The sequence below is a fragment of the Pseudomonas sp. NFX15 genome, assembly GCF_049132105.1.
Classification (GTDB): domain Bacteria; phylum Pseudomonadota; class Gammaproteobacteria; order Pseudomonadales; family Pseudomonadaceae; genus Aquipseudomonas.
In genome coordinates, this window is record NZ_JAFMPV010000013.1 from 53,944 (window position 1) to 70,432 (window position 16,489).

Below are 16,489 nucleotides of genomic sequence, written 5' to 3' on the forward strand. Positions count from 1 at the left end.
TTTCGTTTCTGCGGTTATCGCAAGCGGCGATCAGATCTCCCTGATCGGAGTCTCATCCTGCACGCCCTTGATCAACTGGATGACGTGCAGGCAATCAGCCTTGTTCACATAAGACTCGCCGCTGGCGACGGTCTCATGGTTACCCGCCCGCAACCTCCATCGCCATTGTCCTTTGCCGGTGCTCGGTGTGCCTTTGATTTGCCTGTAGATCTCGAAATACATTCGGTTCGCTCCCTGCGATAGTCGTGCGACAGCCTGTGTGACGCATCGATGTCAGCCTAACGGAGCAGTTTTTTTTGGCTATCGGTCTTTTGTTTCCAATCGTTGGTAAGGATTCCGGGGCGGCGGATCAGGGCGGGCGGATCAGCCTCTGGATTGTCCGGATCGGCGCCGTCCCACCCTTGCAAGCCCGTCGGGGCTGCTGCTTAATACAGATCCGCTCATGGCGCCCGAAAACTTTCGGCGACCGAAATCACTATAAAAAGAGCACGCCATTGACTGAGCACGGAACGCAACTGGCCGCCCAGGTGACGTTATCGCTGGTTGTCCCGGTTTTTAACGAGCACGACAGCCTCGACGCCTTCCTTCTGCGCGTTGACGAAGTCTTTGCGCCGCAGCCCTCGATCACGCTTGAACTGGTGTTCATCAACGACGGCAGTACGGATGACACGCTCGCACGCCTGCTTGAGCGTCAGCAGCACGATTCTCGCCTGCGCATCGTTGACCTGAGCCGCAACTTCGGCAAGGAAGCGGCAATGTCTGCCGGTTTGCAGATCGCCACCGGCCAGATCGTGGTGCCGATCGATGTCGACCTGCAGGACCCGCCAGAAGTCATCCTGCAGATGATCGAGCGCTGGCGAGAGGGCTATGAAGTGGTGCTCGCGCATCGGGTCAGCCGTCGTAGCGATACCTGGGCCAAACAGACGTCCGCACACTGGTTCTATCGCCTGCACAACAAGATCGCTGAGCAGCCGCTCCCGGAAAACGTCGGCGACTTTCGCCTGATGGATCGCTGCGTGGTCGATGCGCTGCTGACGCTGCCCGAATCCCGGCGATTCATGAAAGGTCTGTTCGCATGGGTCGGGTTTCGCACCACCCACGTTGATTACCAGCGTCCTGAGCGGGTGGCAGGGCAGAGCAAATTCAACACTTGGCGGCTGTGGAATTTTGCCTTGGAAGGCATCACCAGTTTCAGTACCGAACCGCTGCGAGTCTGGACGTACATCGGGGCGATGGTGTCGCTCGTGTCTTTCGCGTTTGCCATCTTTATCGTGGTACGCACGTTGATTTATGGCATCGATATGCCCGGTTATGCCTCGCTGATGGTCGCCATCACGTTCCTGGGGGGCTTGCAGCTGATTGGTATCGGGGTGCTTGGTGAGTATTTGGGCCGTACCTACATCGAATCCAAACGCCGGCCGGTTTTTCTCGTGCGCCGTGTCTACGACCCGAAGGACTAGCGCATGGATCTCAAGGAAACCGACATCCTCGGCGACAGCATCGGCGAGCATTGGTATTACTGCTCGAAAGCGGCAGCCACCCGTCGCCTGCTCGGCGATGCACCGATCACACGGATCCTCGACGTCGGTGCGGGCTCCGGGTTCTTTACCCACCATCTGCTGGCCCACACCGATGCGCGCGAGGCGTGGTGCGTCGATATCAGCTATCCCGCCGATTCCAGCGCGAGTACCGCCGGCAAACCCGTGCATTATCGTCGCCGGGTTGCGACCGTCGATGCCGATCTGGTGCTGCTGATGGATGTGCTGGAACATGTCGATGACGACCTAGGCCTGCTCAAGACCTACGTCGATAGCGTGCCGTCAGGCAGCCGGTTTCTGATGACAGTACCTGCCTTCCAGTTTTTGTGGAGCAGCCACGACGACTTCCTCGAACACAAGCGACGCTACACCTTGAACCAATGTGAAACCCTGGCCCGCAACGCGGGTTTGTCGGTGCAGCGCGGGGCCTACTATTTTGGTGCCGTGTTCCCGATTGCCGCTGCATTGCGCTTGCTGCCCCAGGGGCCGCAAGCCTCGGCGCCTCGCTCACAGCTCAAGCGCCATCATCCGCTGGTGAACAGGGTGCTCAAGACCCTCTGCGCGCTTGAGCTGCCATTGATGGGCAGGAACCGACTGGCGGGGTTGAGCGTGTTTGTGCTGGCGCAAAAACCGTGACCAGCACTGAAAAAAAAGCGCTGATCCAGCGCGGTCTGCGCTTTGCCGTGACCGGACTGTTTGTGACGGCCCTGCATGCGCTGGTCGCGATCCTGTTCATCAATTTTGTCGTCGCCCACCCCCCTCTGGCCAACGGCGTGGCGTTTGCCGTGGCGACGGTGGTGTCCTACGTCATCAACACGACCTGGAGCTTTTCCTCCCGGTTGCATGGCCGCACGTTGACGCGTTTCATGCTGGTCTCGTTCGGCGGTTTTTTGTTGGCCATGTTGATCGCCTGGGTGGCGCAACGGGCGGGACTCCACTACTTGCTGGGCATCGGCGCCGTCGCGCTGATCATTCCGGCCTTCACCTTTGTTCTGCATAACTTCTGGACCTATCGATGAGGGATTCGAACAGGCATCCGGCCCTCTCGCTTTTACCGTTGTTGCTCGGCGTGCTGGCTTTTTTTCTGGTGGTCGGACCGCGGGTGCTGGATCCGCAAAACATCGCCTGGCTCAAGGACGGTGATCCGGCGACGCATTACCTGGGGTGGGTGTATTTCCGTCAGGCGCCTTGGTCGTTTCCGCTCGGACTCAACCCGTCCTATGGGTTGGAGCTGGGCAGTGCGATCATTTTCTCTGACTCCAATCCGCTACTGGCGCTGCTGTTCAAACCCTTCAATACCTGGCTGCCGGAGACCTTTCAGTATCTGGGTTTTTGGCTGTTGGCCTGTTTCGTTCTCCAGGCCTGGTTTGCCTGGAAGCTGCTCGGGTTGATGACCGATAACACTGTGCTGCGCCTGTTGGGGGCGGGCCTGTTCGTGTTTTCGCCGCCGATGTTTTTTCGGATGGGCTGGCACCTGTCCCTGGCGGGGCACTTTCTGATTCTGGCGGCCCTGTATCTGGCGTTGCACCCGGCGCTTGAGCGGCGACGCCTGGCCTGGGGCACGCTGTTGGCGACAACGGCGCTGGTGCACGCCTATTTGTTGGCCATGGTGGCGCTGCTCTGGGTCGCGGATCTATTGGGCAAGCTGTTGATCGGCAAACTGTCTCGTCGTCAGGGGCTGATCGAGTTGGCGGGCCTGTTCGCCCTGGTCAGCGTGTGTTGCTGGCAGGCCGGTTATTTCAGCATTGGCGACGGGGCGGCCGGGGCCGGATTTGGCTGGTTTCGCATGAACCTGGTGGCGCCGTTCGATCCGAGTGGCTGGTCGTCTGTGCTGCCGAACATTGCGCAGGGCGAAGGTGACTACGAGGGTTTCAACTATCTGGGGCTGGGTGTGCTGTTGCTGGTGCCATTGGCGGGCGTGGCGTGGCTGCGTCGCGACATTGCATTAAAACCCTTGCTACGCACGCGTCCCTTGCTGCCCTGGGCGTTGATGGGACTGACGCTGTTCGCGCTGTCGAATCAGGTCGGTTTCGGCAAGTCGGCTTTTCATTATCCGCTGCCCGAATTCGTGGTCGGCCTGGCGGGTATCTTTCGGGCCTCGGGGCGGATGTTCTGGCCAGTGTTCTACGCCATTGTCGCGCTCGTCACGTTCCTGGTGGTACGCGGCTATCGACCGCGAGTCGCCATGTCGTTGCTGGCGTTGGCGCTGGTTGTGCAAATCGTCGATACCCGCGCCGGCTGGGCAGGTTTGAGAGCGATGAAAATGCTGCCGCAGACTTCAGCCTGGGCCAGCCCGATGCAGGACCCATTCTGGAGCAGCGCGGCCAGCCACTACAAAAATATCCGCGCACTGATCCCCGTCAACCAGCCGGAACAGTGGCAGGCCATTGCCGATTTCGCTGCGCGCCATGGCTTGAAGACGGACGCCGTGTACATGGGCCGCGTCAGTTCGTCGGCGCTGGACAGCGCGCAACGCGAGGCGCAACGCAGGCTCGCTACCGGCCAGTATGAGGCCGACTCGCTGTACATCCTCGAAGGCGATGCGCTGGACGCTGCCATCAGCAATGTTCATCGCGACACCGACCTGCTGACCAGGGTCGACGACTTTGTCGTGTTGGCCCCCGGCTGGAAACGCTGTGCCCAATGCCTGGTGATGGGCGATGAGGCGCAGGCGATGACAGCTGTTCCCATGAGTGCGCCGGGCGTGATGAAGGCGTTCAACCGCAAGAGCCGGCAACTGGGCAAAGGCTGGGCTGCACCCGAAACCTGGGGCACCTGGAGCGATGGGCAGGAAGCCGAAATCGTGTTGCGGGTCGCCCCCCAGACACACTCGATCGTCATCCATGCCATGGCGTTTGCCTTTGCGCCCAAGCTCAGCCAACGGGTTATCGTGAGTCTCAACGGCATAGAAGTGCTGTCGACACGCCTGACCCAAGCCCAGGGCAATCAACTGGACATTCCGCTCACCGCGGCCGTGCGCAACACACTGGCGGATGACGGGATTTTGAACGTCCACCTGCAATTGCCTGATGCCGTCAGCCCGCAAAGCCTGGGGTTGAACGATGACCCGCGCGTCATGGGGTTGGGTTTGAAAACGTTGACCGTTCACTGACCGACCGCTCGATGGCGCGTATCGATGGACGCCAGTCCCGTGGACTTTCTACACTGCTTCGAGTTTGGGAGCCTGGAGAGCAATGGATGAATCGCAACGAACTACGCAAGGCCGATATCAACCTGATGGTGGTGTTCGAAACGCTGATGCTGGAGCGCAATGTCACGCGGGTGGCGGAGAAGCTGTTTCTCGGCCAGCCGACCATCAGTTCGGCGCTCAACCGCTTGCGTGCGATGTTCAATGATCCGCTGTTCATTCGCGTCGGCCATCGCATGGAGCCGACCGCGCGGGCCGAGGAAATCATCAAGCACCTGTCGCCGGCGCTGGATTCCTTGTCCGTGGCCTTGAGCCTGACCCATGATTTCGACCCGGCCAGCAGCACCATGTCATTTCGCATTGGGCTGTCGGACGATGTCGAATTCGGCCTGCTGCCGCCCTTGCTGCGCGCCTTGCGTCAGGAAGCGCCGAGCGTGGTATTCGTGGTCCAACACGTCGATTACTGGCGGATTCCCGACTTGCTGGCCGCCGGCGACATCACCGTCGGCATCAGCCAGACCCGTGGCCTGCCGGCCAATGCCAAGCGCAAGTTGCTGCGGCATATCCAGCCAAGCATCCTGCGCGCCGATGCCAGCGATACGCCGTTGACCCTCGATGAATATTGCTCACGGCCGCACGTTCTGGTTTCCCATACGGCGAACATCAGCGGTTATGCCGACGAGTGGCTGGCGGACATTGGCCGCACACGCCAGGTGGTGCTCTCGGTCCCGCAATACAGCGCATTGCCAGCACTGCTCGCCGGTACCGACCTGATCGCCAGCCTGCCGGACTATACCGCTGAGGCAATGGCCGCGTCGGGTGCGTTGTTCAAGGAACCCTTTCCGTTCAAGACACCGACCCTGGACCTGTCCATGGTCTGGCTCAGTCATGTCGATACCGACCCGGCCGAACGCTGGTTGCGCTCGCGCCTGGAAGCGTTCATGAGTGAGCGCGCCGTGTTGCCATTGCCCGAATGAGCAGGGTATATGTACGACCCCTTCAACGCCTTTCAGGAGCCAACTCATGCCTCACCTGCACATGGAATACACCGCCAACCTCACCAGGCTGAATGCCGATGTGGCCCTGATACGGCTAAACAATACGCTGGTGGGTTCCGGTCAGTTTGCCGCCGAATTCGACATCAAGAGCCGCGCGGTCAAGGTCGAGACGTTCAAGGTCGGTACGGCCCTGGCCGAGCGGGCGTTCGTGCATGTGAAGCTGGCGCTGTTAAGTGGGCGTTCCGCCGAGATCAAGAAGCAGCTGTCGGAAAGCCTGCTGGTCGTGGTGCAGGACCTGTGTGAATGGCCGAGCGGTATTGAAGTGCAACTGTGCGTGGAAATTCTCGACATCGATCGCGATTCCTACAGCAAGACCGCCATCAGCCACTGAGCGTCAGGCCGTTTCCTGCTCGGCGCAGGCGCGGATGACCTGTTCTCGCAGCCAGGTGTTGGCGCTGTCCCTGTCAGCGCTTTGGCTCCACTGCATGTCCAGGGTAAAGCCCGGCAGGCCAACAGGCGCTTCGCGGCAATGGAAGGTGTCTGCGCTGGCCAGCAGTCGCTGGATGCGCCGGGGCAGGGTCAAGGCGTAGTCGGTGCCGGTAATCAGCTTCAGCGCTGCACTGTAGCTATTGGCGCGCGCGATGATCTGGCGCTGGCGCGCCTGTTGCGCCAGCCAGCCGTCGACCATGTTGGTGGCAGACGTCCAGGGTGTCGGGAACACATGGCGACGCTCGACGTAGGTTTGCAGGCTCAAGCGCGGTTCCGGCGGTGCGGCGCGCTGGTCGAAAACACACACCAGGTCGTCCTCGAACAGGGTCCGCGAGTGGAAGCCGGCATGGCTGCGATGAAACTTCGGACCGAAGCACAACGCCAGGTCGAGGCTGCCATCACGCAATGCGTCGGCCGGGATATCGGCTTCAAGCTTGAACACATTGATGCTCACCGGCAGGTCGCTGGCGTCGAAAGCTTTCAATAAGCGCGGCAGGATCAGTTGCTCGAAATATTCCGGTGCGCAGAGGTTGAAGGTCACCGGTTGCAAACCCGGGTCGAATGTCGCTGAGCCGGCGTAGCACAGGTTGATGCTATCGAGGATGTTCAACACGTGCGGGTACATGCTGCCGGCCTTGTAGGTGGGCTGCATGCCGCCGGTACGGGTATTGATGAATAGCTCGTCGGCGAAGCTGCTGCGCAGTTTTTTCAGGCAGTAGCTGACCGTGGACTGGCTCAGACCCAGCGCCTCGGATACCGCGGTGACGCTGTTCTGCTCATACACGGCGACGAACACCAGCAGGTCCTGCATGTCGAGTTTTCTAAGCGAATTACTGTTGAGCATCCCTTGCCTCTCGCTGTGCCCCTTGCGCCGACCGCGCGCGAAGCTGAGCGGATGATCCTAGCCGAATGGGCGGGCAGGGAGAACGCCTTGCAGGCCCTTTCGCCATCCGTCATTTCAGCCCTGGGCCACCGGCGAAAAAGTTCGGCGGCTGGACATCAGCAGCGCGAACATGCCGATCCCCACCAGCACGGCGCCGGCCAACTCCAGCGGCAGTGGCATTTGCCGCCCCCAAAACCAGTGGAACAGGGTGATGAACAACGTGCTCAGGTAGATGTAGGAAATCACCGAGGACGGCGCAATCACACCGATGGCTCGGTGCAATAGCCAGAACGTCGCCAGCGTGGCGAACACGGCGAGGTACATCAGCCAGTAGAAATCATTGAGGCTCAGCAACGCTGCCGAACGCCAACCGCCGCTAAAGCCACAGAGCACCAGCAGGAAGAGCGCACCAAACAGCATGTTCCAGAACGTCATGGGCACCGGCCCGCGCCCTTTGAGGCTATTGGCTTTGAGGCATTGATTGAGGGGCGCATAGAGTGCCATCGCCAGGCAACCGGTGCCGAACACGGCTAACGCATAAGGCGACGGTAATTCGCCGGGCCCCGTGCCTTTCATGATCAACAGCACTGCACCGGCAGCGGCGAGCAGCATCGGCACGATCCGTTGTTTGAGGCGGCTGTCAGGGGCCAATACCGCTTCGAAACCCAGGGTCATCAGCGGCACCAGGGTGAACATCGTCCCGGTGTTGACGGCAGAGGTGTAGCGCAATGCTTCGAACAACGAGCCGAAATACAGCGCCAGCAACAGGCCGAGCACCGCGTGCCCCAGCAGCCCGCGCGGCGTCATGGCGACATCGCCCTTGACGAGCAGCAGCGGCAAAAATACTGCGGCGCAAAACAGCAGGCGCAAACCGGTCAGCAGGACCGGATCGATTGCCTGACTGACCTGCGCCGCCGCGGAAAACGACGCCGCGACCAACAAGGCCCACAGCAGCATGCTGGCGTGGGCAATGGTGAAACCGGTGGATTTCATGATCGGACCTTGAGGTGTGTGGGGTTCCGATTAGGCGCGCCGGGCCGGGAAGCGGCAAATCAGAATATCCGGCGAGGTATTTAAAAACTAAATACTGTAGGCGCGAGCCTGCTCGCTCACACCAGGGAAAGCAGTGTTGGCTTGAATGTTTAGCCAGCCAGCATCCAAAGTTCTTCAAATCGCGATTTAACGACTCAAGCCGTCGTGTGACGCTGCGATCCATCTGTTTTCTGCGGTTCTCCCTATGGACGGTCGGCCAGTCGCAATCCACTCCAAGGCATGCATCGACGCCCCAGCGTCGAGCCATGGTCGTCGATTCACGCCCGCCAGCGCGCCAAACCTCAGTGCACTTCCTTCCGAACTGGCCTTCTGGGCGCTGTGGCATTGTCGTCATGCGCGCCCACCGGATTCCCGCTTTTTCCGCTGATAGTTCCTACAGATTCCGCTTGATGGCGGGATTAAAGTGCGGGTGCTTTTGCGCACCCGCAAGACACGGAAAAAGAGAATTGCCATGAGTTGTGCCACGACCTCGTTCGCCACCCCGCAAGAAGCCCTGACCTTCCTGGAGCAGAACCCGGACATCGAGATGTTCGAGCTGTTCATCCTCGACAACAACGGGGTGCCGCGGGGCAAGTTGCTGCACCGTGATGAGTTGCTGGCGGTGTATGAAAGCGGGCGGCCATTGCCGAGCACCATCCTTGGCCTGACCATCAACGGCGATGACGTGGAAAATTCCGGGCTGGTCTGGGATGTCGGTGACATCGATTGCCGGGCCTACCCGATCAGCGGCAGCCTCTCGCGCATGCCGTGGCGCCTGATTCCCACGGCGGCCGTTCAGGTCAGCATGCACCCGACAGAGGGCATGCCGGCGACCATTGCCGACCCCCGTCATTTGCTCGCTAAAGTCATCGCGGGTTTGCAGGCGGACGGCTATTACCCGGTCATGGCGGCAGAACTGGAGTTCTATCTGCTCGATCAGCAACGCGACAGCAACGGCCGGCCACAACCGGCAAGGGATGTCGATGGCGGGCGCCCGCGCGGCACTCAGGTCTATGGCTTGCGCGAGCTTGAACAGATAGAGCCGTTCCTCGCCGATCTCTACAGTGCCTGCAAGCTCCAGGGTATTCCTGCACGCACGGCGATTTCCGAATACGCGCCGGGTCAGGTGGAAATCACCCTCGAGCACCGTGGCGATGTGTTGCAGGCGATGGACGAGGCAGTGCGTTACAAGCGGCTGGTCAAGGGCGTCGCCCACAAGCACGGGATGACGGCCTGCTTCATGGCCAAGCCGTTCAATGACCTGGCCGGCACCGGCATGCACATGCACGTGAGCCTGGCGGATAAGGACGGCAACAACCTGTTCGCCAGTGAAGCCCCGGACGGAACGCCGCTGCTCAAGCAGGCTGTGGCCGGCATGCTGAGTACCTTGCTCGATTCACTGCTGCTGTTCTGTCCCAACGCCAACTCCTACCGCCGATTCCAGACCAACAGCTATGCGCCGCTGGCGGCCACCTGGGGCGTGGACAACCGTACTGTGAGTTTGCGCGTACCGGGCGGCCCGGCGTACTCGCGGCACATCGAACATCGCATTTGTGGCGCGGACGCCAACCCTTACCTGGCGGCTGCGGCGATCCTCGCCGGTATTCACCGGGGCATCCGCGAACAACTCGACCCGGGCGCACCGGTCGAAGGCAACGGTTATGCCCAGGCGGCGAAGCTGTTGCCGACAGACTGGCTGACGACCTTGCGCTCCCTGGAGGATTCAAGCTGGGCCCGGGACGCCTTCGGCGGTGAATTCCTCGGCGTTTACCTGGCGGTGAAACGTGCCGAATATCGCCAATTCATGGGGGAGGTCGGCGAGCAGGACTGGCGCTGGTATCTGCATCAGGCGTGAGCTGAAACTGAACCAGGCCTGAACCATTCTCAAATAGTACAAAAGTTTCAGGCGGGTTTCGGGAGCCGACTAATTGTTGGCTTCTTTTTCACAAAAAATTGATGGTTGGCTATCTAAAATTAGAGCTGTCTCGGTAAATGAAATTTTCACATTTGCCGAAGGCACTTCTTTTCAGGACCCGCCGAACCTCATGCTTAAGATTAAAGCCGTGCGCCCCGAATGGGTGACACTGATTGCCAGCGCATTTTTGTTAGTTGGCTTCAATTTTGTACTGTGGCAACACCTGTTCGAGATCACCGCGTCCGACGGCAAAGGCATGATCATGCGCGTGGCCTTCGGCGTAATGATCTTCGCGGCCTTCAATATCGTGCTGACCCTGCTGGCGTTCCGCCCGTTGCTCAAGCCGGTCCTGACGCTGTTGTTCATGATCAGCGCCGGCGTCGCCTATTTCATGAGTCAGTACGGTGTCCTGATCGACACCGGCATGCTGCGCAACTTCGCAGAAACCAATGCCACGGAAGTGCGTGACTTACTGTCGCCCAAGTTGTTTGTTTATCTGTTGCTGCTTGGGGTATTGCCGTCATTTCTATTGTGGAAAACGCCGATTAATTATCGTCGCTGGCACCGTGAACTACTGAGCAAAGTTCTGGTGGCTTTTGCGTCGGCTGCGGTCATCGGCGGTGTGGCACTGATTAACTATCAAGGCTTGTCTTCACTGTTTCGCAATCATCATGAGTTGCGCCTGATGGTGGTGCCAAGCAATTACATCGGCGCCTCGGCGGGTTTCCTGCGCGAGAAAGTAGCGACCGCGCGGCAACCCTTCGTCAAGATCGGTGAAGATGCCCAGCGTAATCCAGCCTGGCAAACTCATGGGCGTAAATCCCTGACCGTGCTGGTCGTGGGTGAAAGTGCCCGGGCAGAGAACTTCGGCATTTTGGGTTACAGCCGCGACACCACGCCGAAACTGAGCAAGGAAGACGGCCTGATCGCTTTTACCGACGTGCATTCCTGCGGTACTGAAACGGCCGTTTCGGTGCCCTGCATGTTCTCCAACATGGGGCGCCAGGACTACAACGCGAGCAAGGCGAAAAACGAAGAAGGCCTGCTGGACGTGCTCAAGCGTGCGGGTATCGACGTGATCTGGCGTGACAACCAGTCGGGCTGCAAAGGCACGTGCGATCGCGTCACCGTTCAGGATGTCAGCAATCTGAAAGATCCGGCCCTGTGCGCCAACAGCGAATGCCGCGATGAAATCCTCCTGCAGGGCCTGCAACACTTCATTGATACCCTGGACAAGGACACCGTATTGGTATTGCACCAGATGGGCAGCCACGGTCCGGAGTATTTCAAGCGTTATCCGAAAGAGTTCGAACGTTTTACCCCTGTTTGCGAGAGCAATGCACTGAACAATTGCAGCCGCGAAAGTATCGTCAACGGTTATGACAACACCTTGGTCTATACCGATCACGTGCTGTCGACCCTGATCGATCTGTTGCGCACCAATCAGGACAAAGTCGATACCGCCATGCTGTATCTGTCGGACCACGGCGAATCCCTGGGTGAGTACAACTTGTTCCTGCATGGCACGCCTTACATGTTGGCGCCGGAGCAGCAAAAGCATGTCGCCATGTTTGCCTGGTTCTCCGACAGTTATAAAAAGTCGTTCTCGGTCAATACCCAGTGCCTGCAACAGAACCGCGAAAAACCGTTGAGCCAGGACAACCTGTTCCACTCGATGCTCGGGCTGCTGGAGGTCAACAGCAAGGTCTACAACCAGAACCTGGATATGTTTGCCGGATGCCGCGGTCCAGTGGCCGACGGGGTGTTGGCCAAGGATTGAGTGCACCGTTCCTGATTCACACGACGGCCGCCGCCCCGCGGCCTGTACCACTTTCATCAAGAGCCCTTGCACATGTCTGCCCAGCCTCCATCCGCCATCGAGCTTGAGATCGCCCGGCGCTACGACCAGGAGCACGCGCGCGTCTGCCTTCAGCCGCAAGCGCCGGGCCTGCGCGGACGTCTGGCGCTCTGGCGTGAGGAGCGGCTCGTGCGCAATGCGCTCAAGGTGGCGGGCGAACCCGGACTGATCCTCGACGTGGCGTGTGGCGTGGGACGTTTCTGGCCGGTGCTGGCCGAACATGCGAACCGGGTGATCCTGGCGACGGATCCGTCCCAGGACATCCTTGATCATGCGCGCACTCATCACCCGCAAGCCTTGTTGAAGCGGATCAAGACCTTCCAGAGCTCGGCGTTCTCGATTGGTTTGTCGGAGAACGCGGTCGACAGCATTTTTTGCATGCAACTGTTTCAGCACCTGCACATCTCGGAACATCGACTGGCAATGTTGGGGGAGTTTTACCGGGTCAGTCGCGATACGGTGATTGTCGCGGTGCGCCTCGACGGTCTTTTCAAGGGTACGCACTCAGACGTGGAGGGCATTCCAGTCCGTCCGTTGCCGTCCAAGGTCGAGGTGGAAAGCGAATTCAGGCAGGCGGGTTTCCGTTTGCTCAGCCACCAGGACTTTTTCCCCGGTTGTGCACGGATGCGAATCTACGTGCTGGGTAAGACCAGCTAGTGCGACGTCGTCGGACTATTCTTCATGTCATGCAGAAATTTTCGCTAACGCTCTTGCTCAGTGGATGCGTGGAAATCGCCGGGGGCGATATATACTGCGCGCCATTCATCAAGGGAGAGCCGTGTGGCCATCGATATTCACTGGATTCGCGACAACGATAGCCTCGGACACTGGTGTGCCGAGTGGCAGCAGTTGCCATTCGTTGCCCTCGATACCGAATTCATGCGGGTCGACACCTTCTACCCCATTGCCGGCCTGTTGCAGGTCGGGGATGGCGAACGCGCCTACCTGATTGATCCCCTGACCATCGACAACTGGCAACCCCTGGCCGCTTTGCTGGAAAACCCGGCCGTGGTCAAGGTTGTCCACGCGTGCAGCGAGGACCTCGAAGTCCTGCTGCGCCTGACCGGCAGCCTGCCGGTGCCGCTGTTCGATACGCAACTGGCGGCCGGCTACCTGAACCTCGGTTTTTCCATGGGCTATTCGCGCCTGGTGCAGGAAGTGCTCGGCATCGACCTGCCCAAGGGTGAAACCCGGTCCGACTGGCTGCAACGTCCGCTTTCCGACACCCAGATCAGCTACGCCGCCGAAGATGCCGTGCACCTGGCGGAAGTCTTCGTGAAGTTGCGTCCGAAATTGTCCGACGATAAATACGCCTGGGTCCTGGAAGACGGTGCCGAACTGGTCGCCAACCTGCGCCGCGAGATCGATCCGTACGAGGTTTATCGCGACGCCAAGCTGGCCTGGAAACTGTCTCGCGCCCAACTCGTCGTCCTGCGTGAGCTTTGCGCCTGGCGCGAAAAGGAAGCCCGTGCCCGTGACCTGCCGCGCAACCGGATCATCCGCGAGCATTCGCTGTGGCCGCTGGCGCGTACGCAACCGGACAACCTCGGTGCCCTGGCGAAAATCGAAGACATGCACCCGCGTACCGTGCGCCAGGACGGCGAGTTTCTGCTGGACCTGATCAAGCGCTCGGGCAGTGTGTCCCCTGACCAGTGGCCGCCAGCCGTGCCGGAGCCGCTGCCGATGGAAGCCGCTGCGCTGCTCAAACAGCTCAAGGCCATCGGCCAGGCCGAGTCAGAGCGCCTGGGCATCGTCCCGGAGCTGATGCTACGCAAGAAAACCCTGGAGGCACTGCTCAAGAGCGGTTTCCCTGAGGGGCCTTACCAATTGCCTGATTCGTTGCGTGGCTGGCGCCGCGAATTGATGGGCCAGGCGCTGCTCGACAGCCTGGCCTCCGCCGGAGAACAGCCTTGAAACGTATTTGCTCCATCTATCGCAGCTCAAAGAGAAACGAAATGTACCTGTATGTGCTCAAGAGCGATGCGCTTGAGCGTGTGCCGGATCCCCTGATGGTGGCCTTCGGCAAGGCAATCCACGCGTTCGACCTGGTATTGAGCCCCGAGCGCAAGCTGTCGCGCGAAGACATCACGGTCGTACTGGATAACCTGGAAAAACAGGGTTATCACCTGCAAATGCCACCGGCCGAAGACGAGTACATCGAGCACTTGCCGGAAGAGTTGCTGCGTCGTAACGACCCGATGTGAACGCCATACAGGCGTGATTCAGCGTGGTCATGAAACACTGATTGATTTTTGCGTCGGACGCCGAAGGAGCCTTGCTCCGTCGGCGTTCGCCTGCCCCGTTTTTGAAAGGTTTGAAGCATGCGCGTCCTGATTGCTGAACACGACCATCCCGTGTACGCCCAACTGTTGCGCGAGGCGGCGCCGGATCTGGAGGTGCTGACCAGCGGCGACTCCGCCGAATTGGCCCTTCAGGCCGCGGATTGTCCGGTGTGGCTGGGCCAGCCTGATCTGCTGGCGACCCTGCTGCGCCAGGGCCATCAGCCGCAATGGCTGCAATCGACCTGGGCTGGCATCACGCCGCTGTTGGCCGACGGTTTGCCATGCCACTATCGATTGACCCGGGCGGTCGGCATCTTCGGGCAGGTGATGGCCGAGTACGTGCTCACCTACATGCTCGGTCACGAGCGTGAAGTGTTGGCGCGGCTGGTCAGCCAGGTCGAGCGCAAGTGGGACAGTCGCCATGGCCAGAGCCTCGCGGGGCGCAAGGTGTTGATCGTCGGCACCGGTGATATCGGCCAGAGCGTCGCGCAATTCCTCGTGCCGTTCGGCGTCGAGTTGTATGGCATCGCCAGCAGTGCGCGGGAACAGGCGCCGTTTAGCGAAGTCGGTTCGCTGGCCGATTTGCCCCGACTCGTCGGCGAGGTCGACTACGTGGTCAATCTGCTGCCGAACACGGCGGACACCCACGATATCTACGATGCAGCGCTGTTCAAGCAATTCAAGCCGACCGGGTTGTTCATCAACGTCGGGCGCGGTGTGGCGGTGGTCGATGCGGACCTGGTAGAGGCGTTGAAAGAAGGGCATCTGGCGGGCGCGGTGATTGACGTCTGCCGTCAGGAACCGCTGCCGCAGCGTCATCCGTTCTGGACGGCCTGGGGCTTGCTGTTGACCGGTCATAGCTCGGCGCCGACTTCGCCTTCGATGATGGTCAAGCTGTTCGTCGACAACCTGCGGGCGTATCAGGCGGGTGAAGCGTTGCGCGGGGAAGTGGATTTCGAGCGCGGGTATTGATTCACCGCTGAAGCCAAAAACTGTAGGAGCGAGCCTGCTCGCGAAGGTCGCTAACGATGACGCGCGTCATCTGGGTAAACGCGTTGCCATCAGGTGCTTCGCGAGCAGGCTCGCTCCTACAGAAGGAGTGCATGGGCTTAGAGGGTGAAGTTGCCTTCAGCCGCCAGTTCGCTCAATGGGCGACGCGGGCTGGGCTCTTCGCGGGCTTGCAGGTAGTCCGCCAGGCTTGCCTTGTCCCCCAGCTTGCCGACTGCAACAGCGGCATGCAGGGCGTAGCCTTCAGGAATGTTCAGCTCCTTGCGGGTCAGTGCCTGGTCGAAACCAGCCATGCCGTGGGTGTGCCAGCCACTCAGGCTCGCCTGCAACGCCAGGTGACCCCAGGCCGAACCGGTATCGAAAGTGTGCCACAGGGCCGGGGTTTCTTCGGTGGCGCCTGGCGCGGTGAAGGTGGTTTTCGAGATCACGATCACCAGGGCCGACGCATGTTGCGCCCAGCTGCGGTTGAATTCGTTCAGCAAGCCCAGGTAACGCTCCCAGTTCGGTGTGTCGCGGCGCGCGTAGAGAAAGCGCCAAGGCTGCGAGTTGTAGGCCGATGGTGCCCAGCGGGCGGCTTCGAAGAAGCTCAGCAGGGTTTCCTCGGGAATCGCTTCGCCGGTGAAGGCGCGGGGCGACCAGCGATCAGTGAACTGAGGGTGAATGGCGTAATCGGCAACGCGCGGGTTGGCACTCATCAAAGATTCCTTGCTACGTTTGAAAGTGGGAAACGACGCAAAACCCTACTTGGCGGAGCAATAACTGACAAGCCCGTTCTACCGGCAGTCGCCAATGCTTGGCCCACGGGGCTTCGGGCACTAGACTGGCGGCCTTTTCACCACCTGATGCAGTTGCTTGAACCATGGCCGCCAAAGTAGAACCGTTCTGGATACGCAAGACCCTCGATCAACTCGATCAGGAGGAATGGGAGTCGCTGTGCGACGGCTGTGGATTGTGCTGCCTGCAAAAGCTGGAAGACGAAGACGACAACAGCGTTTATTACACACGCATCGCCTGCAAACTGCTGGACCTGAAAACCTGCCAGTGCACCGACTATCCTAACCGTCGTGATTCGGTGCCGGATTGCATCCAGCTCACGCCGGGCAAGGCCGACGAATTCAAATGGCTGCCGCCGACCTGCGGTTATCGCCTGGTCAGTGAAGGCAAGGACCTGCCACTTTGGCATCACTTGGTGTGTGGCGATCGCGATGCCGTGCATCACGAGCGCATCTCCCAGTCCGGGCGCATGCTCGCCGAAGGCAGCGTGCCGGAAGATGATTGGGAAGATCACCTGATTTTCCGCGCAGGCTGATTGCCCTGGTTTCAACTGTTCACCAAGGA

17 protein-coding genes are annotated in these 16,489 nt (G+C 60.1%); 13 read left to right on the plus strand and 4 right to left on the minus strand.

Annotated elements, in window-relative coordinates; all coding sequences use genetic code 11:
- Positions 1-30: 30 nt before the first annotated feature.
- Entirely contained in the window at positions 31-222 is a 192-nt protein-coding gene (locus J1D76_RS15650) for a YegP family protein (protein WP_421139154.1), read from the minus strand.
- 272 nt (positions 223-494) lie between these two features.
- Here J1D76_RS15650 and J1D76_RS15655 point away from each other — a divergent pair, with 272 nt between their 5' ends.
- The 6 genes from J1D76_RS15655 (at position 495) to J1D76_RS15680 (ending at position 6,075) form a co-directional block, all read left to right on the plus strand.
- Positions 495-1,460: a glycosyltransferase family 2 protein gene (locus J1D76_RS15655; protein WP_421139155.1), complete on the plus strand. Its 966-nt coding sequence runs from the start codon at positions 495-497 to the stop codon at positions 1,458-1,460.
- A 3-nt stretch (positions 1,461-1,463) separates the two neighbouring features.
- Positions 1,464-2,174, plus strand: coding sequence for a class I SAM-dependent methyltransferase (locus J1D76_RS15660; protein ID WP_421139156.1), 711 nt, complete (start codon positions 1,464-1,466; stop codon positions 2,172-2,174).
- Complete coding sequence (locus tag J1D76_RS15665; RefSeq protein ID WP_421139157.1) at positions 2,171-2,557, plus strand: GtrA family protein; 387 nt, start codon at positions 2,171-2,173, stop codon at positions 2,555-2,557. Before J1D76_RS15660 ends, J1D76_RS15665 begins: the two co-directional genes overlap by 4 nt.
- The gene (locus tag J1D76_RS15670; protein ID WP_421139158.1) at positions 2,554-4,650 is read left to right on the plus strand and encodes a DUF6311 domain-containing protein; all 2,097 of its coding nucleotides are present in this window, start codon (positions 2,554-2,556) and stop codon (positions 4,648-4,650) included. The genes J1D76_RS15665 and J1D76_RS15670 overlap by 4 nt, the downstream gene beginning before the upstream one ends.
- A gap of 86 nt (positions 4,651-4,736) precedes the next feature.
- Entirely contained in the window at positions 4,737-5,663 is a 927-nt protein-coding gene (locus J1D76_RS15675) for a LysR substrate-binding domain-containing protein (protein WP_421139159.1), read from the plus strand.
- 46 nt (positions 5,664-5,709) lie between these two features.
- The gene (locus J1D76_RS15680; RefSeq protein WP_421139160.1) at positions 5,710-6,075 is read left to right on the plus strand and encodes a 5-carboxymethyl-2-hydroxymuconate Delta-isomerase; all 366 of its coding nucleotides are present in this window, start codon (positions 5,710-5,712) and stop codon (positions 6,073-6,075) included.
- A gap of 3 nt (positions 6,076-6,078) precedes the next feature.
- Here J1D76_RS15680 and J1D76_RS15685 read toward each other — a convergent pair whose 3' ends face one another.
- Both J1D76_RS15685 and J1D76_RS15690 read right to left on the minus strand, forming a co-directional pair.
- Complete coding sequence (locus tag J1D76_RS15685; RefSeq protein ID WP_421139161.1) at positions 6,079-7,017, minus strand: LysR family transcriptional regulator; 939 nt, start codon at positions 7,015-7,017, stop codon at positions 6,079-6,081.
- 114 nt (positions 7,018-7,131) lie between these two features.
- Complete coding sequence (locus J1D76_RS15690) at positions 7,132-8,049, minus strand: DMT family transporter (protein WP_421139162.1); 918 nt, start codon at positions 8,047-8,049, stop codon at positions 7,132-7,134.
- Positions 8,050-8,560: 511 nt separating this feature from the next.
- Between J1D76_RS15690 and J1D76_RS15695 the strand changes: the two genes are divergently transcribed.
- The 6 genes from J1D76_RS15695 (at position 8,561) to J1D76_RS15720 (ending at position 15,115) form a co-directional block, all read left to right on the plus strand.
- Entirely contained in the window at positions 8,561-9,943 is a 1,383-nt protein-coding gene (locus J1D76_RS15695) for a glutamine synthetase family protein (RefSeq protein ID WP_421139163.1), read from the plus strand.
- Positions 9,944-10,133: 190 nt separating this feature from the next.
- Complete coding sequence (locus J1D76_RS15700; RefSeq protein ID WP_421139164.1) at positions 10,134-11,783, plus strand: phosphoethanolamine transferase; 1,650 nt, start codon at positions 10,134-10,136, stop codon at positions 11,781-11,783.
- 72 nt (positions 11,784-11,855) lie between these two features.
- A complete protein-coding gene (locus tag J1D76_RS15705; RefSeq protein ID WP_421139165.1) occupies positions 11,856-12,518 on the plus strand; it encodes a class I SAM-dependent methyltransferase in 663 nt (220 codons plus the stop codon).
- A gap of 123 nt (positions 12,519-12,641) precedes the next feature.
- Entirely contained in the window at positions 12,642-13,775 is a 1,134-nt protein-coding gene (gene rnd, locus J1D76_RS15710) for a ribonuclease D (RefSeq protein ID WP_421139166.1), read from the plus strand.
- Complete coding sequence (locus tag J1D76_RS15715; protein ID WP_421139167.1) at positions 13,772-14,065, plus strand: YcgL domain-containing protein; 294 nt, start codon at positions 13,772-13,774, stop codon at positions 14,063-14,065. The genes rnd and J1D76_RS15715 overlap by 4 nt, the downstream gene beginning before the upstream one ends.
- A 117-nt stretch (positions 14,066-14,182) precedes the next feature.
- Positions 14,183-15,115, plus strand: a complete 933-nt coding sequence (locus tag J1D76_RS15720; protein WP_421139168.1) for a D-2-hydroxyacid dehydrogenase — start codon at positions 14,183-14,185, stop codon at positions 15,113-15,115.
- A 137-nt stretch (positions 15,116-15,252) separates the two neighbouring features.
- On the opposite strand, the gene J1D76_RS15725 is transcribed toward J1D76_RS15720, so the two are convergent.
- Complete coding sequence (locus J1D76_RS15725) at positions 15,253-15,846, minus strand: nitroreductase family protein (protein ID WP_421139169.1); 594 nt, start codon at positions 15,844-15,846, stop codon at positions 15,253-15,255.
- A 164-nt stretch (positions 15,847-16,010) separates the two neighbouring features.
- Between J1D76_RS15725 and J1D76_RS15730 the strand changes: the two genes are divergently transcribed.
- Positions 16,011-16,460, plus strand: coding sequence for a YcgN family cysteine cluster protein (locus J1D76_RS15730; protein ID WP_008015986.1), 450 nt, complete (start codon positions 16,011-16,013; stop codon positions 16,458-16,460).
- Positions 16,461-16,489: the final 29 nt, after the last annotated feature.